Genomic DNA, 19,457 nt, shown 5'->3' with positions numbered 1-19,457 from the left:
ATCAGACACAATCATTCAGCAGGAGGAGAGGTGCCCATGTCCGAGCTCTCCGGGCCTAATGCCATAGCCGAGGAAACGGCCCAACTCACCGAGCGTGTCGCGCTTTCCAACAAGCACGCGCTTGAGCTGATGATTGGTTCCCAGCAGATCGTCCTTGAAGAGATGCTGTTCGCCAGCAACGAGCTTCTGGACCGCACGCGGACGGAAACACACCTTCTCGCCGAGTTCGTCTCGAAGCTGGCTGGCGTGCATTCCGTGAAGGGAATCCAAACGATGATCCAGGAATGTGCCCAGCACCAGCTTGACTTCATCAGGCGGGATTGCGACCGCCTTTTCAGGCACGGGCAGCGCCTGATCGATGCCAGTGTCAGTCTCGTGGGGCAACGGTGGCGAAACTGAAGAGCGGGGGCGCATCGCGTCCAGATCGTCGGAAACGTAATGAACAAGCGCAGAATCGGCAGGCCGGTGTCGTCGAGACCGCTCCGGCGGTCGTTGGTCAACTCGTCGTGCCTGATGTAAAGCCCCTTGCTGACGACGCCGGCGTGGGCGCCAGGGAGTTCGGTCGCGAGGATCACGAGCTGGACAAGGCGTTCAGCGCGGTTCTCGCGCGCCTGACCGGCGGCATCTCGCCCGCAGCCCTGTCGATGGCTTACCTGGATTGGGCGTGCCATTTGGCGGCTGCGCCTCAGCGGCAGCTCGATATTGCGCGTGACGCCTGGCACGGCGCAAGGCAGCTCGCCGAAAGGTCATTGCATTTCGCCGATCCTGACCGTGGTCCGTGGGATCTGATCAAGCCGCAGGCCAATGACCATCGGTTTTCCAAGCCACAGTGGGGAATGCAGCCCTTCAACCTGTTCGCTCAGGCGTTCCTCCTCGGAGAGGATTGGTGGCACAAGGCGACAACGAATATTCGTGGGGTCAATCCGGCCAATGAAGCCGTCGTCGACTTCTCACTGCGTCAGATGCTCGATATGTTCGCACCATCGAACTTCGCGGCGACCAACCCCGAGGTCGTGGAAAGAACCTTTCAGAGCGGTGGCGAAAACCTCGTCTTCGGTTGGCAGAACTGGCTCTCCGATCTGATGCAGGTGCTGCGGCCGGGACGAGCATCGCAGAGCGCCGAGTTCGTGCCTGGCGAGACGGTCGCGACCGCACCCGGCAAAGTCGTGTTTCGCAATCAGTTGATCGAGCTGATCCAATACGCGCCGACCACCGAACGGGTGCGCCCCGAGCCGATCCTGATCGTGCCGGCCTGGATCATGAAGTATTATATTCTTGATCTGTCTCCGCACAATTCCCTGGTCAGGTATCTGACCGCTCAGGGCTTCACGGTCTTCATGATCTCCTGGCGAAATCCGGGCCCGAAGGATCGAGACATTGCTTTCGACGATTACCGCGCGGCAGGCGTCATGGCTGCCTTGGACGAAATCGGGAAAATCGTGCCGAATGCTCCGATTCACGCTGCCGGATATTGCCTCGGAGGGACGCTGCTCTCGATCACGGCGGCGGCGATGGCGCGCGATGGCGATACGCGTCTGAAGACGATCACGCTGTTTGCCGCGCAGACCGATTTCACCGAGGCGGGAGAGCTCACTCTCTTCATCAATGAAAGTCAGGTTGCTTTCCTCGAAGACATGATGTGGGAACGCGGCTATCTCGATACGACGCAGATGGCCGGCGCATTTCAATTGCTGCGATCCAACGATCTGATCTGGTCGCGCATCTCGCGCGACTATCTGCTCGGTGAGCGGGCCCATCCGAGCGATCTGATGGCATGGAACGCCGACGCGACACGGCTTCCCTATCGGATGCACTCTGAATATCTGCGCAAGCTGTTTCTGAACAACGATTTGGCCGAGGGGCGATATCGAGTTGAGGGGAAGCCTGTGTCCCTCTCAGACATTCACACGCCGCTGTTCGTCGTCGGAACCCTGCGCGACCATGTCGCGCCGTGGAAATCAACCTACAAGATCCATTACGAGGTCGACGCCGACGTCACGTTCGTCCTGGCGAGCGGCGGTCACAATGCCGGCATCGTGGCGCCGCCCGATGAGCAGGGGCATTCGCATCAGGTGCGCACCAAGGCTGCCGACGCGCCCTACCTTGGGCCCGACGAGTGGCAGAGCTCGACCTCGCGCATTGAAGGATCTTGGTGGCCGACCTGGATCAGCTGGCTTGCGCAACACGCGGGGCCGCTGACCTCTCCGCCGCGGCTTGGCGCGGCTGGCTCGACCGAGTTTGGAAACGCCCCGGGCGACTACGTGCATACGTAGGCCCCAATCTCGGACCGATCCTACCAAGGTGAGAGGTCTGGATCTCACCGACTGATCTTGAGCAACGACAAGCTCCTGTCCAGTGTCGTTTCCGGTGTTCCCGATGCGTCGACCTGAAGCCAATCCAGGATGCCGAGATCATAGCGCTCCTGTTCCTGAGCCACCGCGCTCGTGGCATCGGATGCGTCGTTGATCCGATGCTCAATCCGCTCCCGACGGGTACGCAGGTCGGCCACGAGAAAGAGGCCGGAGAACGGCGCGCTCAGCTGCGTCGCCACCTTGAGGATCGCGTCTCGCTCGTCGTGCCTTGCAAATACGGCATCGGCGACGACGGAAAACCCTTGAGAGAGCACCTGACCGGCTCGCGTCGTCAATTCACGGTAGACGCTTGCACTCGCTTCGGGCGAATAGGCCTCTTTGGGAAGGCGATCGGTCTGCGCCACGCCAAATAGCTGTTTGCGCAAAACGTCGCTGCGAATAACGATGGCTCCCGGTCGTGGGCGCACCACAGGCGCCAGCGCTCTCGCCAGCGCCGACTTCCCGGTTCCTGAGAGGCCGCCGACTGCAATCATCATCGGAGCAGAGGGCTGAATGAGCTCGAGGGCGAGCTGGAAGTAGCTCCTCGCCACTTCGAATGTTGCCGAACCATTTGGATCCGTATGGTCGGAATCTCCGCGATCGAGCTTTGCGAGAAAGACTTGTGCGCGGATTGCGGCGCGGAGAGCCATGAAGAGCGGCAGGGCGGCCAAGCCATCGAGCTGGTCGGACGCGGCGATCGAGAGATAGCGGTTCAGGAGATGATTGGCCGCAACGGGCAGCCCGAAGTGCAGCAGATCCATCAGAGGAAATGCGAGATCATAGAGAACGTCGATTGTGGCTATGCGATCGTCGAACTCGATGGCATCGAACAGCACCGGCTTGTTGTCGATCATCGCAATGTTCGCGAGATGGAGATCGCCGTGACAGCGCCGTACATCGCCCTTGGCCACGCGGTGCTCGAGCAGTGGCGTCAGGCGGGACAATGTCGAATGGCAGAGTTCACGGAGCTCCTCGATCTCTGCCTGCGGAAGTCGCGGGTTGGCTGCAAAACTGGCGATCGAAGCGTCGATCCAACGCGGGATGCAGCCGATCCATCCATCAGGCGAGACCGCAGCTGCGAGCTGATGCGAGGCCGCGATTGCGTCAGCCAAGTCTTCAGCCAGGTTGACGTCTATTTGGCCCTTACGTGCGAGATGATCAAGTGTGCTGCTGTCATCGAACCGACGCATCTCGACGGCATACTCGATCGGTACGCCGGATCCATTGATATCGAGGGATCCATCTGGTGTCCTGGTGATCGCGACGACGCGCTGATAGATGGCCGGAGCGAACGGGCGATTGATCTCCAGCTCCTTTTCGCACGCGGCCCGGCGCAGCGCGAGCGTGGAATAGTCGAGAAACGGCAGCTGGATGGCCCGCTTGATTTTCAAGGCGCGCTTGCCGGACAGGAAAACGGAAGCTGCGTGCGTATCGATCCTGCGGACGTCCGCGTGGCGAGTGGCGTCACCCAAGAACGCGAACACGAGATCCTGGTCGGATGATGAGGTCATAGCCGCGGCTTTCGTGTTCAGGAGTAGAGATCCGGCACGAGGACGGCTGCTCCGAGAACGTCCCCCTGCCTTAAGCGGGCAAGAACGCCGTTGGCATCGGACAAGGGATGGGCGGTGGTGTGGGTCCGGATCTGAGCCTCTCGAGCAATGCGGAGGAAATCCAGGCCGTCTTGTCGACAAAGGTTGGCAACCGACATGACGTGGCGTTCTCCCCAGAGAAGCGAATAAGGGAAGCTCGGGATCGCGCTCATGTGGATGCCGGCGCAGATGACCCGACCGCCCTTGCGAACCGCCTGCAAAGCGGCTGGAACGAGTTCGCCGGCAGCCGCATAGATGATCGCGGCATCGAGAGCAAGACCGGGGCGCTCGTCAGCCGCCCCGGCCCAGGCGGCACCGAGTTGGAGGGCGAGGTCTTGTGCAGTTCTGTCGTTTCGCCGGGTGAACGCGTAGATCTTGCGGCCCTGCCAGCGGGCGACTTGCGCAACGATATGCCCTGCCGCTCCGAATCCGTAGATCCCCAGGCGCTCAGCGTCGCCGGCCATGACCAATGACCTCCAGCCGATCAGGCCGGCGCACAGTAGCGGCGCAGCCGCGACGTCGTCGCTCAACCCATCGAGCGGAAATGCATAGCTTGCATCGGCAACGGCGTGGGTGGCGTAACCGCCATGACGCGTGTAACCAGTAAAGGCAGGCGCATCGCAGAGATTTTCCGTTCCGCGCAGGCAGAATTGGCAGTGACCGCAGGTGTGACCCAGCCAGGGAATGCCGACCCGTGCTCCGAGCTGATGAGTCGTGACACCTGCTCCGAGACGGTCGATGTGACCGACGATCTCGTGACCCGGAATGATCGGATAGACGATGTCGGGCAGCTCGCCATCGAGAAGATGCAGATCGGTGCGACAGACGCCGCACGCGCTGACCCGAACGCGAATCTCGCCGGGACCTGGCTCGGGATCCGCAAGCGCCTCGAGTTGAAGAGGTCCTCCCGGCTTTTGCAACACCATTGCGTGCATGAGAGCCTCCTGGAGCCTTGAGCCTGATCGCATAAGCCGTTCTGAGCCGCGCCATTTGATGTTCCTCAAGGTGCTCAGCAGCCTCGACAGCCTATCAAAAGTCGGTACGGCGGGCGAGGACGGTGCTTCGAGAGCAGCGCGACGTCACATTCGCTGCGACGGTGGGATCATAAGTCACGCTGGACCCGCTAGGGATTGAAACTAAGATGCCTGCGCGGGAAATGGCCGCCTTCCGCAGGCCGAGGCTGGATATCGACATGTCGACTTACCGATTGCGGAACCTGCTGTTGCCTCGCTCCATCGCGCTGATCGGCGGCAGTCCGCGGCAGAATTCGGTGGGACGCGCCATTCTCGACAATCTTGTCAAAGCGCGCTTCGAGGGACAGCTCGGTCTGGTCAATTCACGCTATGCCGACATATCCGGCGTCTCCTCGGCCAACAGTCTGGCTGACCTGTCATTCGTGCCTGATCTTATTGTCCTCACGACACCGCCGCCTTCCATTCCGGCTCTGATCGATCGTGCTGGCGCGCTGGGGACCTCAGGGGCGCTGATCATCACCTCCGGCCTTGGTCATGGAGACGGATCTCTGGCCGATCAGGCTGAAAAGGCCGCGCAGAAACATGGCATGCGTCTGGTCGGGCCCAACTGCCTGGGCATCATGATGCCGACCATCAAGCTCAATGCCAGCTTCTCGGCGCACATGCCGGTGGCCGGCAGCCTTGCGCTGGTTTCGCAATCCGGCGCCATCGCTGCGGGAATGGTGGATTGGGCGGCTCAGCGCGGGGTCGGATTTTCAGGCATCGTCTCGATCGGCGACCAGCTGGACGTGGATCTGGCGGACCTCCTGGATTACTTTGCGATGGATGGCGGCACTCGCGCGATCCTGCTCTATATTGAAGCGGTCAAGGACGCTCGCAAGTTCATGTCGGCGGCCCGAGCGGCGGCCAGGGTCAAGCCGGTTGTCGTGGTCAAATCGGGCCGTGGTTCTGTGGGAGCGAAGGCCGCTGCGACCCATACGGGTGCGCTGGCCGGAGCAGATGCGGTCTATGAAGCGGCGTTTCGTCGTGCCGGCGTTCTGCGCGTATCGGATCTGCGCGAGCTGTTCGACTGCGCGGAAACATTGGGGCGGGTGGAGTCGCCAACCGGCAAGCGGCTTGCCATTCTCACCAATGGCGGTGGAATCGGTGTGCTCGCGGTCGATAGGCTGGTCGAGCTAGGCGGCATCGCGGCAACATTGTCGCCAGCCGTTCACGACAAGCTTGACGCTGTGCTGCCGTCGACCTGGTCGGGCTCCAATCCCGTCGACATCGTGGGCGACGCCGATGCCGCGCGTTATACCGCCTCGCTCGAGGCTCTTCTGGCTGACCAGGCCAATGACGCCATCCTCGTGATGAACGTGCAGACTGCAATTGCGTCCGCAAGCGAGATTGCGACGGCGGTCACTCACTTCGTCAGCGCCTACCGCAAACAGCATCGGCGCTGGGCCAAGCCGGTGCTCGCTGCGTGGGTCGGTGCTGAGCAATCGGTCATCGAAACATTGAGCGGCGCGGGGATTCCAAACTATCCGACTGAGGACGATGCCGTTCGCGGCTTCATGCATCTGGTCCGCCATCGGGAGGTCGTCGAGTCGCTCGCGGCGGTGCCGCCGGCGATGCCGAGCTCGTTTGCCCCCGACGTCGAGGCTGCCCGAAAAATTGTTGTCGCGGCTCTTGCCGACGGGCGAACCTGGCTCGATCCGGTCGAGATAAGCCGTCTGCTCGAATCCTACGATATTGCAATGGTCCCAACCTTCGCTGCGTCCTCGGTGGACGAGGCGGTCGCCTATGCAAGCCAGCTGTTCGCCCAAGGCGCGACAGTCGTCCTCAAAATCCTTTCCCGCGACATTGTGCACAAATCCGACGTCGGCGGGGTCGTTCTCAATCTGACAACGGTGGAGGCCGTCCGCAACGCGGCGAACGAGATCATGGCCCGCGCCAAGGCGGTTCGCCCCGATGCACGCATTTCCGGCGTGATCGTGCAGGCTATGGTCGTGCGCGCTAAGGCTCGGGAGCTGATCATGGGCATTGCCGATGACCCGACATTCGGGACGGTGATCGTGTTTGGACGTGGGGGCACAGCCGTCGAGATCATCAATGACAAGGCGCTCGGTCTGCCTCCGCTCGATCTCCATCTCGCACGCAACCTGATCGAGCGCACGCGTGTTTCCCGATTGTTACGGGCCTATCGTGATGTTCCGGCGGTCAAGCCCGACGCGGTCGCGATGGTCCTGGTCAAGCTCGCGCAGCTTGCCGCGGACGTGCCCGAGATTCGCGAGCTCGACATCAATCCGTTGCTTGCTGACGAGAGCGGCGTCATGGCGGTCGACGCACGTGTCGCGGTCGGCAAGGTTCCGCCAAAATTCAAGGGAGCCGGCCCGTCGAACTTTGCCGTCCGGCCGTATCCGACTCAATGGGAGCGGCATCTCGAAATCAAGGATGGCTGGCGCATCTTTGCGCGGCCGATTCGGCCCGAGGACGAGCCGATCATCCACGAGTTCCTCAAGCACGTCACCCCCGAGGACCTCCGCCTGCGCTTCTTCGCGCCCATGAAGGAGTTCACGCATGAGTTCATCGCACGCCTGACGCAGCTGGACTACGCGCGTGCGATGGCCTTCGTTGCGCTCGACGAGGCGACCAACGAGCTGGTCGGCGTCGTGAGAATTCATTCCGACTCGATCTATGAGAGCGGAGAATATGCGATCCTGTTGCGGTCGGATCTCAAGGGAAGGGGATTGGGCTGGGCGTTGATGCAGCTGATCATCGAATACGCCAAGGCGGAGGGCCTGAAGATGATCTCCGGCGATGTCCTGCAGGAAAACATCGTCATGCTGGAAATGTGCAGAAATCTCGGCTTCGACGTCAAGACAGATCCGACCGAGCGTGATCTCTGCAATGTCAAGCTGAGGCTGTAGAATCTCCTCTCACGTCCAAGCGTCGACGCGTTCAAGCGGCAGGAACGTCATTGGGCGATGGGCTCGTCGCATCGCTCTCAGAGGAGTCGTGCGAGCGCAGCGATCTCAGGATCATCGTCGCAAGCGGAATGATGATGAGCGGAATAAGGCTGTTGAGCGGATGATTGACCACGTTTGAGATGCGGGTTTGCAGGGAGCGCGCTTCCAGCTGAAGGGCGTCCATCGAGGAGGAATGAATCTCGTTGGCCAGCTCCAGTTCGCGGCCCGAAGGCGTGCGGGATGCGATGATCAGCAGAATGGCTGCGATGATGAAATTGCCGGCGCCGAGCGCTGCGGCTGCCAGGACCGCGGATGTAACCTGGACCAATGCGAGATAAGCCGCCAGCTCGAGCATCAGGAGGCCGAAGACCGCTATCAGTGCGGCGAGAGCGCGCAAGCCAAGTCCGGCCAGCAGATGCCGAAGCCTGATCTCGGCGATGGTGCGATCGGTCCGCCAGAGGACATGCAAATGTTTGGCGACATTGTCCGTATCCACTTAACTTCTCCGTAGTACCAGTCCGAGCACCATGCCGCATGCAAACGCTGCGAGCGTCGCCGTGACCGGGCGGTCCCGGATCAATCGTTCAATCTGGACATCGGTCTTGCTCAGACCCGCACTCAGTGCGTCGATCGCAGCTGCGGCCGACGATCCGTTCGACGCGGGCTGATGCCCAGCGCCATCGCCCAACAGCCGGCTGAGCTCGCGCGTCAGAGCATCCAGCTCTTTGCTCAGGAGTGCAGGGTCCATCGCCATGTTTTGTCCCATCTAAAATCCATTGTACAAGCGATGGCGGGCCGGAGCTTGATTTCGCTCAACCGATCGCAAGCCGCAGCCTTGATGCATGTCAAGAGAGGTGGGATGGCGGGATCTAGGAAAACAGGCGTGCCCGGGGAATGCCGAGCGAGGGAGACATTCAGTTGGGTGCTCATCCAGGATTGACTGCCGAAGCGGCGGGCGAGGCGCTTGAGCTCCGTCCCAGTGGACCCTGGGTGTCTCGGAATGTGACTGAGCTCGAAGGCTTGACCGGTTCTGCCAACGCCAAGCTCGGCCATGCGAGCATCGTGAGGCTCGACCTCGGAGCGGTCAGCGAGATCGATACCGTTGGCGCCTGGCTGATCGAAAGGCTCGGGCGCCAGGCGGCCGCTGCTGGCCACCGGGTCGAGGTGACGGGGGTCGCCGAAAGCTACAACGGATTGGTCGAGGAGGTTCGGCAGGTCAATCGGCATGAGGTCGCGCCAGTGCCGCGACCAAATCCGGCGATCGCCAAGCTGACCGAGCTCGGTCGCTCGACGCTCGGAGCGGCGCAGGACATCACCATTTTTCTGGACATGCTGGCCGCGCTGTCGTTTGCGCTCGGGCGGACGTTGCGCCGTCCGCGGTCGCTGCGCGTGACATCACTCGTCTATCAGATGTACCGGATCGGATGGCAGGCGATTCCGATCGTGGTGCTGATCACATTCTTGATCGGCGCGATCATTGCCCAGCAGGGCATTTTCCACTTCCGGAGGTTCGGCGCTGAATCCTATGTCGTCGACATGGTCGGTATTCTGGTTCTGCGGGAGCTGGGTGTCCTGATCGTCGCGATCATGGTGGCCGGTCGATCGGGAAGCGCTTACACGGCTGAGATTGGATCGATGAAGATGCGCGAGGAGATCGATGCGCTCGTGACAATGGGCCTCGATCCGGTCGAGGTGCTTATCCTGCCGCGCATCGTCGCGCTGGTCCTGACCTTGCCGATACTCGCGTTCATCGGGGCGATGGCAGCCCTCTACGGTGGAGGATTGGTCGCTCAGCTGTATGGCGGCATGGGGCCGCAGATCTTCATCGCGCGACTGCATGAGGCCATTTCGGTCACGCATTTCGAGGTGGGCATGCTCAAGGCGCCTTTCATGGCGCTGGTGATCGGCATCATTGCCTGCAGCGAGGGCCTGCGAGTCAAGGGCAGCGCCGAGTCGCTAGGGCAACAAACCACGACGTCGGTCGTGAAGTCGATCTTCCTGGTGATCGTCCTCGATGGCCTGTTTGCCGTCTTCTTCGCATCCATTGGAATGTAGCAATGGATGATCTCGCAGTATCGAGCGCGATCCGCGTGACTGATCTCGTCGTCGGATTCGGTCGGCAGGTTGTCTTGAATGAATTGTCCCTCGAGGTGCGCCGCGGCGAAATTCTGGGGCTGGTCGGAGCGTCCGGCGGTGGAAAATCGGTCCTGATGCGGACCATCATCGGGCTTATTCCCCGCCGCAGCGGGACGATCGAGGTGATGGGAATTCCCCTTGGTCGCGCAGAGGAGCGTGCGACGCAGGAGGTGGCGACGCGTTGGGGCATCCTGTTCCAGCAGGGCGCCCTGTTTTCGTCGCTGACGGTCAAACAGAACGTTCAATTTCCCTTGCGCGAAAATCTGCAGATGTCGCAGACCCTGATGGATGAGATCGCAATCGCCAAGCTCGAAATGGTCGGTCTGCGCGCCGAGGATGGCGACAAATTCCCGGCCGAGCTCTCGGGAGGCATGACCAAGCGCGCTGCGCTGGCTCGCGCGCTCGCGCTCGATCCCGCGATCGTGTTTCTCGACGAGCCGACCTCGGGCCTTGATCCGATCTCTGCCGGCGATTTCGATGCGCTCATCAAGACGCTGCAGCAAACGCTCGGATTGACCGTGTTCATGGTGACGCACGACTTGGCCAGCCTGAATACCGTCTGTGATCGCGTGGCCGCCTTGGCTGACGGCAAGATCGTTGCGATCGGTCCAATGCGCGATCTGCTCCGATCCGAGCATCCCTGGGTGAAGGCCTACTTCCACGGCAAGCGATCTCAGATGCTGCAACCGAAAGTGAGTTGAACATGGAAACGCGTGCGCCATTCGCCGTGATCGGCGGCTTCGTGCTGGCGGCCATCGTTGCGATCTTTGGCTTCGTCTACTGGCTCAATAATACGGGAGGCCTTGGTCCACGGACGACCTACCACGTCCAGTTCGAAGGCTCCGTTCCGGGTCTCCTGGTCGGTGCTGCGGTGCTGTTCAACGGAATTCGGGTGGGCGAGGTGACCGAACTCGGCTTGGCGGCGGATAACCCGCGTCGTGTCAACGCCGCGATCTCGGTTGCGTCGAGCACACCGGTGCGGCCCGATACCAAGGTGGGATTGGAATTCCAGGGACTGACGGGGGTTCCCGTCGTCGCGCTGGAGGCGGGTTCTTGGACGGGCGCAACCGGGGCCGTATCGACGTTGATTGCAGAGCCGGGCGCGGGTCAGAGCATGACACAGGCGGCGCGCGATGCCTTGCGTCGCGTCGACGCGGTCCTGGCCGAGAATGCCGGCCCGCTGAAGGACACGATCGCCAATCTCAAGACATTTTCGGACGGGCTGGCGCGGAATACCGGCAAGCTGGACGGGATCGTCTCGGGCCTCGAGAAAATGACAGGCGGCGGTGCTCCGGCCCAGAAGGTGACCTATGACCTTACGGCGCCGCGAGATCTCGGCCCGGTGAACAAGATCATCAAGGGGCAACTCGCCATTCCCGAGCCGACAGCCGTTGCGATGCTGCAAACCCAGCGCATGCTGTTTTCACCCGCCAAGGATTATCCCGGATTTGGTGACGTGCTATGGGCGGACAGCATCCCGAAATTGCTGCAGGCTCGCCTGATCGACACGTTCGAGAACTACGATATTGCGCACGCCCCGCTGCGAGCCTCGGACCTCGGACAACCGGACGTTCAGTTGCTGATCGATGTGCGTCGATTCCGAATCAATGCCGACGCAACGGCCACAGCGGACATCGGCTTGTCGGCTCGTCTCGTTGACAAGAACGGCAAGGCCCTCGCATCGCGGCTGTTCGATGAGACCCAACCTGTGGACGAACTAAAGCCAGCCGACGCTGTCGCGGCCTTCGACCAAGCCTTTGGCCGGTTGGCTAAGTCAATCCTGATATGGACCGTCCAATCGCTGTAAGAGATCGCTGAGAGCTGTGGATCTATTCCAGGCTCTTCAGATACGACAGCAGGTCGTTGATCTGAGGTGGCGTCAGCTCGAACTGCGGCATGGCCGGATGTCCGGTGACGATCCCTTCGGCGAGAGCCTCGCCCAGGGTTTCGATTGGATACCGCAAGTGCAGCGTTCGAAATGGAGGAGCAGGCTTGAACGAGCTTTCCCCGGTCCGCCCAATGGCATGGCAGCGTGCGCAATGAGCCTTGGCGTAGGTTCGCCCGCGTTGCTCCGGCGTCGAAGCTGCAAATGATGGAGCGGTCAACAAAAGGGTCAGAAAAAGAGCGCAGAAAATCGGGCGCCGCATGCATCACGTCCATGGTACGAGCAGTTTCTGTCACGATAGGGCCCGGATCCTCCCCTCATTTGATTTGAATCAACGGGAACTTCGCGCATCCGGTAGAATGCCGCCATTCTCCTTTGCGTGTGGCCTAGCGGAGCCCTGTATGAAGACGTCTCTTGTTGCAGTCGATTTGCATGGGCAGGGCTGTGCCGACTGTGCAGTACGCGGATTCAGCGTGTGCGCGTCGCTAGATCAGTTCGAGATGCGGGAATTCGAGCACCTGAGCCGCCGCGTCAGTTTCGCTTCGTGCGAGACGGTATTCGCTCAAGAGGATACGTCATCTTTCTTTTACAATCTGCTCGATGGTGTCATGAGGCTCTACAAGCTCCTCCCCGACGGCCGCAGGCAGATCGTCGGATTTGTGTTGCCCGGTGATTTCGTCGGCATGACCACCGAGGAACGGCATGGGTTTTCGGCGGATGCCATCGGTCCGGTCACGGTCTGTCAGTTTGCCAAGATGCCGTTCGGGCGCTTTGCCGAGGACAAGCCGAACCTTCTGCGGCGGATGAATGAATTGGCCGTGCAGGAGCTGAATCAGGCACGGGATCACATGGTGCTGCTCGGCCGCCGCTCCGCCGAGGAAAAGGTTGCGACTTTCCTCGTCGGCTGGAGAGACCGGCTGGTCGAGCTTCGGGGACCCTCCAATATGGTACCGTTGCCGATGAGCCGGCAGGACATCGCTGATTATCTCGGCCTGACTATCGAGACGGTCAGCCGGACTTTCACGAAATTGGAGCGGGAGGGGATCATTGCCATCCTTCCGGGAGGCGTGTCGCTGCGGGATTCGGCGCGTGCCGAGGCGCTGGCAGCAGCCTGAGCGGGCGCCGACACCCGATCGCAAACCTGCATTGATCTGAATCAAAGACCGGCGCGCCCCGACCGGGAACAATGTCTCTCAATTCAAAAAGGGGGAGAGAGACATGCCTTTCGATGCCATGATGGTCAGCTTCGCGGTCGTCGCGGTGTTCGTTGCGTTCGCAGCGGTCCTGCTGTGGGCTGATTCCCAGACCAAACACCACGTCTGACCCTATCGGCCGACGGAAGCTGTCGCCCGAATGGGAAGCCGCCATACGGTGCTGCACGTCGAGCCCCCGACACGAGTTCGGGGGTGAGCGATCCGGGCCGCAAAAAGTAGACCTGCTACCCTCTGCCGCGGCGAAGCGTCTCCAGTTGGGACCGGCTCCCGGGCAGCGGGACGCGGTCTTTGCCGCATTTTCCTGGACAATCTCCCGATCTGCCGTATTTCCAATTGGAGCAGAAATCGAGGGATCGGCTGTCGCGAGGCCAAGGAAGCGTGTGCTGCGAGCTGGAGGGCTCAACCGTCCTCCGGGAGCGGAGCTTGGCCATGGACATCTCTCTTGATCGGCGGTGCATGGACGCCAGGGAGAGTCGGTGTGACTGTGGACAAGAAGGCGAGCAGCCGAACGGCCAGCGGCGGCAAGCTGTCAGTGCTGCGGCAGCATCCGATGTTTCGCGAACTCGAAGCCGATGCCCTGGATCAGCTCTGTCGCTATGCAAAGCCGACCACGCTCAAGCGCGGGGCGACGATCTTCTCGAAAGGGGATCCGGGCTCCAGCCTGTATGCCGTGATCAGCGGGACGGTCAAAATCAGCGTGTCGTCACCTGACGGTCGTAATGCCATCCTCAACTTGATCAGCGCGGGTGAGATCTTCGGCGAAGTGGCCGTGCTCGACGGCAGAGAGCGCACAGCCGACGCGACGGCAAACACCAATTGTGAGATCCTTGTGATCGACCGGCGCGAATTCCTACCATTCGTCAAGAGCCAGCCGGTGCTCTCAATGAAGTTCATCGAGCTACTCTGTGATCGGCTCCGCTGGACCAGTGATCAGGTTGAGCAGGTCATCCTGCAGGATCTGCCCCGACGTCTGGCTAGCGCTCTGCTCGGATTGACCGAGAAGCAAAAGGTTGACTCCGCAAGCCGTACCATCGCGATTACCCAACAGGAGATCAGCGAGATGGTTGGAATGACGCGCGAGAGCATCAACAAGCAACTGCGCGCCTGGGCCGCACGGGATTGGGTTCGCCTCGAGCACGGCGCGATCGTGCTTCTCAATCCTGAGCCGTTGCGAGGATTGGCAGAGGCCGCGCGAGACGACGACGAATAGGCTCCCAGTCCGCTGCATCGGGCCGGCATCGCCGCCGTGACGGCGGTAGAGCTAGCGATACTCCCCCCATTATCCGACCGCGGGCGCCTTAGGCGATCTCCTGGACGCGCTTGATCATATCCTGGTACTTCGGACCGTATTTGTCCCAAACCGGCTTGACCGCTCTTTGGAATGGCGCCTTGTCGGCGATCCCGATGATTTCGCAGCCCGCCGCCTTGGCCTTTTCCATTGCCTCGCGCTCATAGGCCTTCCAGAGCTCGCGCTCCTCCATCTGGGCTTCGCGCGCGAACTTCTTGATCAGCGCCTGATCGTCATTCGACAGGTTGGCCCATGCTCGCTTGGAGAATACGAGCACTTCGGGAATCACGAGGTGCTGGGTCAGGGAGTAGTACTTTGCCGCCGTATGGTGATTGCTGAAGACGTAGCTCGGCAGATTGTTCTCCGCTCCGTCGATCACGCCGGTCTGCAGCGCGCTGAAGACCTGATCGTACCCCATCGCCACACCGTTACCGCCAAGAGCGTTCATCATGTCGATGAAGATAGGATTGCCGATCACGCGGATCTTGAGGCCCTTGACGTCTTCGACGGTCCGGATCGGCCGCTTGGTGTTGTAGATGCTGCGTGCCCCTGAGTTCATCCAGCAGAGTGCCACGAGGTTCGCATTGGCATTGGCGCTGACGCGATCGAGCAGGTCCTGCCCGAGCGGTCCGTCCATCATCTTCTCGGAATGCTCGATGCTTTTGAACAGGAAGGGCATGTTGACGACGTTGATGTCGTCGACGATCGGGCCCAGCGCACCTGCGCTGACGCGCAGCATTTGGATCGCCCCGATTTTGGTCTGCTCGATAGTCTCCTTCTCGCCGCCCAGCTGTGCGGAAGGGTATATCTGGATCGTCAGCCGGCCGTTCGTCGCCGCTGCGAGCTTCTTGCCCAGGCTTTCGGTCGCTGCAACCGTCGGATAGCCGGGCGGTTGCACGTCGGATGCCTTGAAGACTGCGTTTGGCTGAGCGAGCGCGGCCGAGAGCGGCGGCAGCGCGGCCGCACCTGCAATCCCTGTCGTCAGTGTGATGAAATCGCGTCGCCTCATGGCGTCCCTCCCACGGTCTTCGCCCGGACAATCAGACCGCGGTGGATGCCACGGCCGCAGTGCTAGGTCGGTTGATCGAAATACTCTGGATTGAGCATCTGAATTTCGGAAATGTCGTCCAGCAGCCGCTCGAGATGACTGGCCATGGCAGCGCGGGCGCCTTCCGGGCGTCCCTGTTCGATCGCCGCCAGAATCGGCTCGTGCTCGGCGATCACTTCCGACATTCGTCCGATCTGCGGCAAAGTCAGGCGCCGGTAGCGGTCGACGTGAACCTTCACTTGCAGGATCAGCTTCCATATTCCAGGATGGCCGGAGACTTCGGCGATACCTGCATGAAACATCTCATCCGCTTGGTGAAAGGCTTCCCGGTCCTTTGCAGCGCACGCTTCCCGCTGGCGTTCGAGGGTCGCGCGCAAGTTGAGAATCTGGCTGGACGTCGCGTGTTCGGCCGCCATCCGTGCGGTGGTCTCCTCGAGAGACTTGCGGATGATGATCGCCTCGGGAAGCGCGGCGACCGGAATGCGCGACACGAAGATGCCGGACTGAGGAAAGATCTCCACCAGGCCTTCATCGGAAAGCTTCAGGATGGCTTCGCGCACCGGGGTGCGGCTTACTCCATAGGACGTTGCAATCTGCGCTTCCGAAATGGGCTCTCCGGGCCGGCGCACGAGCGAAACCAGTTCGGCACGGAGATCCGTATAGATCCGCGATGCCGCCGTCGCCCCACGCGGCCGGCCGTTGCGGCGCATGCGGGCGACAACGGGGCGTGGCGCGGGCGTCAGTTTCCCTGGGGCGCGGCTGGACATCGAAGCTTCCTCAACTAATATACTAATATATGAATTAGCTTTGGCAACAGCAAATACGGGTTACCCGAAGCCTCCTCTTGGTGCGTTGCGGAAGCAGGGGGGCCTTTCGCAGAGCGAAGCGGCCCAAGCGCTTCTTCAAATGCTCATGCCGCATGTCGCCCTCCACGAACGGGACGCGGCAGGCCGAGACGGATTGGCCTCTATTCTCGACGACAGAACGGACTGCAGAGCTTGGGCGCGCGGTTCAATGATAACCGGAGCCCACCGGGTGTTCCCCACGTCGCGAAGGGCACCGCGATCTCGTTTGTGCAAATGCCTCGCGAATGCTCTCGGCTGCGGCGTGGTTTGATGGTAAATTCCGTTCATGAACCAGCAGCCCCGCATCGACATCCGCCATTCCACCTGTCCACACGATTGCCCGTCCGCCTGTGCGCTCGACATCGAAGTAATCGATCGGAAGACGATCGGGCGCGTTCGCGGCTCGAAGCGGCAGACCTATACGGCCGGGGTGGTCTGCGCCAAAGTGGCCCGATATGCCGAGCGCATTCATCATCCCCAACGACTGACGCATCCCATGCGGCGCGTGGGGCCGAAGGGCTCCGGACAGTTCGCGCGCATGTCCTGGGACGAGGCTCTCGACGAGATTGCTGAGCGATTCCTTCTGGCAGAGCGCGAGTTCGGCTCCGAGGCGGTCTGGCCCTATTATTACGCAGGCACCATGGGATTGGTGATGCGCGACGGCATCAATCGCCTGACCCATGTGAAGAGGTACTCGCGCTTCTATTCGACGATCTGCGCCAACGTCGCGCGCGTCGGATTTGCAATCGGCACGGGAAAGATCGCAGGTGTTGATCCGCGCGAGATGGCGGTCTCCGATCTCGTGGTGATCTGGGGCACGAACCCGGTGAACACGCAGGTCAATGTCATGACTCATGCCGCGCGTGCGCGAAAAGAGCGCGGCGCCAAGATCGCTGCGGTCGACATCTACGACAACGAGACGATGAAGCAGGCCGATATCAAGGTCATCCTGCGTCCCGGCACGGACGGTGCCTTTGCCTGCGGCGTGATGCACGTATTGTTCCGCGATGGTTACGCCGATCGGGCCTATATGGCGAAGTACACCGACTGTCCCGACGAGCTGGAGGCGCATCTGCAGACGCGGACGCCTGAATGGGCGTCGCAGATCTCGGGGGTTCCAGTCGCCGAGATCGAAGCCTTCGCCAAGCTGGTCGGCGAGACCAAGCGCAGCTTCTTCCGTTTCGGCTATGGCTTTACCCGTAGCCGCAACGGGGCCACGCAGATGCATGCCGCATCGTGCATCCCGGCGGTGACCGGCGCCTGGCAGTACGAAGGTGGCGGCGCCTTCTTCAACAATTATGCGCTGTGGCACTTCGACGAGTCGATCATCGAGGGCCATGACGCCATCGATCACTCCATCCGGTTCCTCGACCAGTCCCAGATCGGCCGTATCCTGACGGGAGATCGCGAAGCGCTGTGCGGCGGCCCGGCGGTGAAGGCGATGCTGATCCAGAACACCAATCCGATGACGGTGGCGCCCGAGCAGGATCTCGTCAGAAAGGGCTTTGCGCGCGAGGACCTGTTCGTCGCGGTGCATGAGCAGTTCATGACCGAGACGGCGCAGATGGCGGACATCGTGCTTCCGGCGACCATGTTCATGGAGCACGACGATCTCTATTACGGTGGCGGCCACCAGCATATCTCTGTCGGAGCGAAGCTGATTGATCCCCCGGGCGAGTGCCGCTCAAACCATGAGGTGCTGCAGGGACTGGCGCGGCGGCTTGGGGCGGTTCATCCCGGTTTCGAGATGACGCCGCGTGAGCTGATCGACGCAACGCTCCAGAAGAGCGGCCATGGCGACATCGCCGCGCTCGAGGCCGATATCTGGCGCGACCTGCAGCCGGACTTCCGCACCTCGCACTATCTCGATGGCTTCGGGCACAAGGACGGCAAGTTTCACTTCAAGGCCGACTGGGCCCACCCGCCGTTCGGACGGGTGATGGGAAATCCCGAACGGATGCCGTCGCTGCCCGACCACTGGGCGGTCACCGAGGAGACTGACGCGCAGCATCCATTCCGCCTCGCGACGAGCCCGGCCCGCTCCTTCCTCAACACCTCTTTCAACGAAACGCCGTCGTCCCAAGCGCGTGAAGGGGCGCCGACAGTGATGATCCATCCCATGGACGCCGCATCGCTCGGGATCGCTGACGGCGAGGCCGTGACGCTCGGCAATGCGCGCGGACAGACATCGCTGACAGCCCGCTTGTTCGATGGCGTCCGGCGCGGTGTGCTGATTGCCGAATCCATCCATCCCAACGCCACTCACATCGGGGGGCGCGGCATCAACTCGCTCACCGCAGCCGATACCGTCGCACCGATCGGCGGAGCGGCCTTTCATGACAACAAGGTTTGGCTGCGCAAAGTCGTCGGGTAATTGTCGAAGTAAATCATGGCTTGATGTTTGCTCGGGGCGGAAGTTCTGAGCCGCGCAGCCTGTTGATCGACGGACCTATCCAGGCATTTAGAATCTTCTTGAGCGTCGCTCATTTTTGCGATAGAGATTTGAGCGTTGCTCAAATTATCAGGGAAGATTGCCATGTCGGCTCTCAGTCTCCACGGTACGCGTCCTTTCGCTCCTGAGTTCCGTGCATTCCTGGACGGTCTGGCACGAGCGGTGTCGCAGCCGTTGGCCGCGCGCGTCGAGCGCATCGCCAATGCCTGCGATGTCGCCGGTCTGCTGGACGCCCGCCGACTGCGCGCGCATGCCGCTCAGAGGTTGTTTCGCGTCGCTCGACGCGAAGGGCGCCGGCCGCGCCGTGGCGGTGTGTTCGGCTGCTTTCGTTATCTGAGCGAGCTGAGCTGACCACGTCTCAAATCTCCGGCTCATGCGCAACGAAGCGGTCACCATGTCCTCACGTCCCATGTCCTCGGTGCAACTGCCCTCGCTCCGGATAAGCTTTTTGCACATCACCTTCGCGCTAGCTTTTGCGCTGGTCGGCTGCGGCATCGTTGCGCTGCCGCTCGACTGGCCGCTGCGCGGGGGAAGCGGAGCAGGGCTCGTGGCGCTGGTGTGGTCGTCGTTCACGCTGGCCGAAACGATGAGCCTGCTCTCGCGAAATCTCGCGCGGGGGCGGCGACAGAGCCCGGTTGGTCGCCGCGCATGAAGGGACGCGCGGCGGCGCAGATTTCAATTTCAGCACCGAACTTCAACACTCTCGCGATCCCTGCGGTCCGGC

Annotated in this window: 18 protein-coding genes; 11 read left to right on the top strand and 7 right to left on the bottom strand. The window is 61.6% G+C overall.

Annotated features, from left to right (window positions below):
- The first annotated feature begins 36 nt into the window (after nucleotides 1-36).
- Nucleotides 37-399, top strand: a complete 363-nt coding sequence (locus tag BRAO375_RS35190) for a hypothetical protein (RefSeq protein WP_035643710.1) — start codon at nucleotides 37-39, stop codon at nucleotides 397-399.
- Nucleotides 400-506: 107 nt separating this feature from the next.
- A complete protein-coding gene (locus BRAO375_RS35185) occupies nucleotides 507-2,273 on the top strand; it encodes a PHA/PHB synthase family protein (protein ID WP_009032186.1) in 1,767 nt (588 codons plus the stop codon).
- Between the two features lie 44 nt (nucleotides 2,274-2,317).
- Here the strand turns inward: BRAO375_RS35185 and BRAO375_RS35180 are convergent, their stop codons facing one another.
- Together BRAO375_RS35180 and BRAO375_RS35175 are read right to left on the bottom strand one after the other, a co-directional pair.
- Nucleotides 2,318-3,862: a bifunctional aminoglycoside phosphotransferase/ATP-binding protein gene (locus BRAO375_RS35180; RefSeq protein ID WP_009032185.1), complete on the bottom strand. Its 1,545-nt coding sequence runs from the start codon at nucleotides 3,860-3,862 to the stop codon at nucleotides 2,318-2,320.
- Nucleotides 3,863-3,879: 17 nt separating this feature from the next.
- The gene (locus BRAO375_RS35175; RefSeq protein WP_009032184.1) at nucleotides 3,880-4,875 is read right to left on the bottom strand and encodes a zinc-dependent alcohol dehydrogenase family protein; all 996 of its coding nucleotides are present in this window, start codon (nucleotides 4,873-4,875) and stop codon (nucleotides 3,880-3,882) included.
- Between the two features lie 257 nt (nucleotides 4,876-5,132).
- On the opposite strand from BRAO375_RS35175, the gene BRAO375_RS35170 reads away from it, so the two are divergent.
- Nucleotides 5,133-7,826, top strand: a complete 2,694-nt coding sequence (locus tag BRAO375_RS35170; RefSeq protein WP_009032183.1) for a bifunctional acetate--CoA ligase family protein/GNAT family N-acetyltransferase — start codon at nucleotides 5,133-5,135, stop codon at nucleotides 7,824-7,826.
- A 31-nt stretch (nucleotides 7,827-7,857) separates the two neighbouring features.
- Here the strand turns inward: BRAO375_RS35170 and BRAO375_RS35165 are convergent, their stop codons facing one another.
- The gene (locus tag BRAO375_RS35165) at nucleotides 7,858-8,361 is read right to left on the bottom strand and encodes a hypothetical protein (RefSeq protein ID WP_009032182.1); all 504 of its coding nucleotides are present in this window, start codon (nucleotides 8,359-8,361) and stop codon (nucleotides 7,858-7,860) included.
- Nucleotides 8,362-8,631 carry a hypothetical protein gene (locus tag BRAO375_RS35160; RefSeq protein WP_244423448.1) on the bottom strand — a complete coding sequence of 90 codons (270 nt, stop codon included), beginning with the start codon at nucleotides 8,629-8,631 and terminating at the stop codon, nucleotides 8,362-8,364.
- 152 nt (nucleotides 8,632-8,783) lie between these two features.
- Here BRAO375_RS35160 and BRAO375_RS35155 point away from each other — a divergent pair, with 152 nt between their 5' ends.
- Genes BRAO375_RS35155 through BRAO375_RS35145 form a run of 3 tightly spaced genes read left to right on the top strand, consistent with a single transcriptional unit; the run spans nucleotide 8,784 to nucleotide 11,808 of the window.
- Nucleotides 8,784-9,920 (top strand): ABC transporter permease, encoded by a 1,137-nt coding sequence (locus BRAO375_RS35155; protein WP_009032180.1) that lies wholly within the window; start codon nucleotides 8,784-8,786, stop codon nucleotides 9,918-9,920.
- A 2-nt stretch (nucleotides 9,921-9,922) separates the two neighbouring features.
- Entirely contained in the window at nucleotides 9,923-10,702 is a 780-nt protein-coding gene (locus tag BRAO375_RS35150) for an ABC transporter ATP-binding protein (protein WP_009032179.1), read from the top strand.
- Between the two features lie 2 nt (nucleotides 10,703-10,704).
- Entirely contained in the window at nucleotides 10,705-11,808 is a 1,104-nt protein-coding gene (locus BRAO375_RS35145; RefSeq protein ID WP_009032178.1) for an ABC-type transport auxiliary lipoprotein family protein, read from the top strand.
- Between the two features lie 22 nt (nucleotides 11,809-11,830).
- Here BRAO375_RS35145 and BRAO375_RS35140 read toward each other — a convergent pair whose 3' ends face one another.
- On the bottom strand, nucleotides 11,831-12,148 hold the full coding sequence (locus BRAO375_RS35140) for a c-type cytochrome (protein WP_035643706.1): 318 nt from the start codon (nucleotides 12,146-12,148) through the stop codon (nucleotides 11,831-11,833).
- Nucleotides 12,149-12,287: 139 nt separating this feature from the next.
- On the opposite strand from BRAO375_RS35140, the gene BRAO375_RS35135 reads away from it, so the two are divergent.
- Nucleotides 12,288-13,001 carry a helix-turn-helix domain-containing protein gene (locus tag BRAO375_RS35135; RefSeq protein WP_009032177.1) on the top strand — a complete coding sequence of 238 codons (714 nt, stop codon included), beginning with the start codon at nucleotides 12,288-12,290 and terminating at the stop codon, nucleotides 12,999-13,001.
- A gap of 577 nt (nucleotides 13,002-13,578) precedes the next feature.
- Nucleotides 13,579-14,310 (top strand): Crp/Fnr family transcriptional regulator, encoded by a 732-nt coding sequence (locus tag BRAO375_RS35130; protein ID WP_009032175.1) that lies wholly within the window; start codon nucleotides 13,579-13,581, stop codon nucleotides 14,308-14,310.
- An 88-nt stretch (nucleotides 14,311-14,398) separates the two neighbouring features.
- On the opposite strand, the gene BRAO375_RS35125 is transcribed toward BRAO375_RS35130, so the two are convergent.
- Both BRAO375_RS35125 and BRAO375_RS35120 read right to left on the bottom strand, forming a co-directional pair.
- Nucleotides 14,399-15,397: a TRAP transporter substrate-binding protein gene (locus BRAO375_RS35125; protein ID WP_009032174.1), complete on the bottom strand. Its 999-nt coding sequence runs from the start codon at nucleotides 15,395-15,397 to the stop codon at nucleotides 14,399-14,401.
- A gap of 62 nt (nucleotides 15,398-15,459) precedes the next feature.
- Nucleotides 15,460-16,146 (bottom strand): GntR family transcriptional regulator, encoded by a 687-nt coding sequence (locus BRAO375_RS35120; protein WP_009032173.1) that lies wholly within the window; start codon nucleotides 16,144-16,146, stop codon nucleotides 15,460-15,462.
- Between the two features lie 421 nt (nucleotides 16,147-16,567).
- On the opposite strand from BRAO375_RS35120, the gene BRAO375_RS35115 reads away from it, so the two are divergent.
- The 3 genes from BRAO375_RS35115 (at nucleotide 16,568) to BRAO375_RS35105 (ending at nucleotide 19,385) form a co-directional block, all read left to right on the top strand.
- Nucleotides 16,568-18,655, top strand: a complete 2,088-nt coding sequence (locus BRAO375_RS35115; protein ID WP_009032172.1) for a molybdopterin oxidoreductase family protein — start codon at nucleotides 16,568-16,570, stop codon at nucleotides 18,653-18,655.
- Between the two features lie 162 nt (nucleotides 18,656-18,817).
- Nucleotides 18,818-19,084, top strand: a complete 267-nt coding sequence (locus tag BRAO375_RS35110; RefSeq protein WP_139031543.1) for a hypothetical protein — start codon at nucleotides 18,818-18,820, stop codon at nucleotides 19,082-19,084.
- Nucleotides 19,085-19,106: 22 nt separating this feature from the next.
- Nucleotides 19,107-19,385: a hypothetical protein gene (locus BRAO375_RS35105; protein WP_244423444.1), complete on the top strand. Its 279-nt coding sequence runs from the start codon at nucleotides 19,107-19,109 to the stop codon at nucleotides 19,383-19,385.
- The last annotated feature ends 72 nt before the right edge of the window (nucleotides 19,386-19,457 follow it).

Source organism: Bradyrhizobium sp. ORS 375, assembly GCF_000239775.1.
In the GTDB taxonomy this organism is placed as follows: domain Bacteria; phylum Pseudomonadota; class Alphaproteobacteria; order Rhizobiales; family Xanthobacteraceae; genus Bradyrhizobium.
This window is presented reverse-complemented; position numbering and strand designations above follow the sequence as displayed.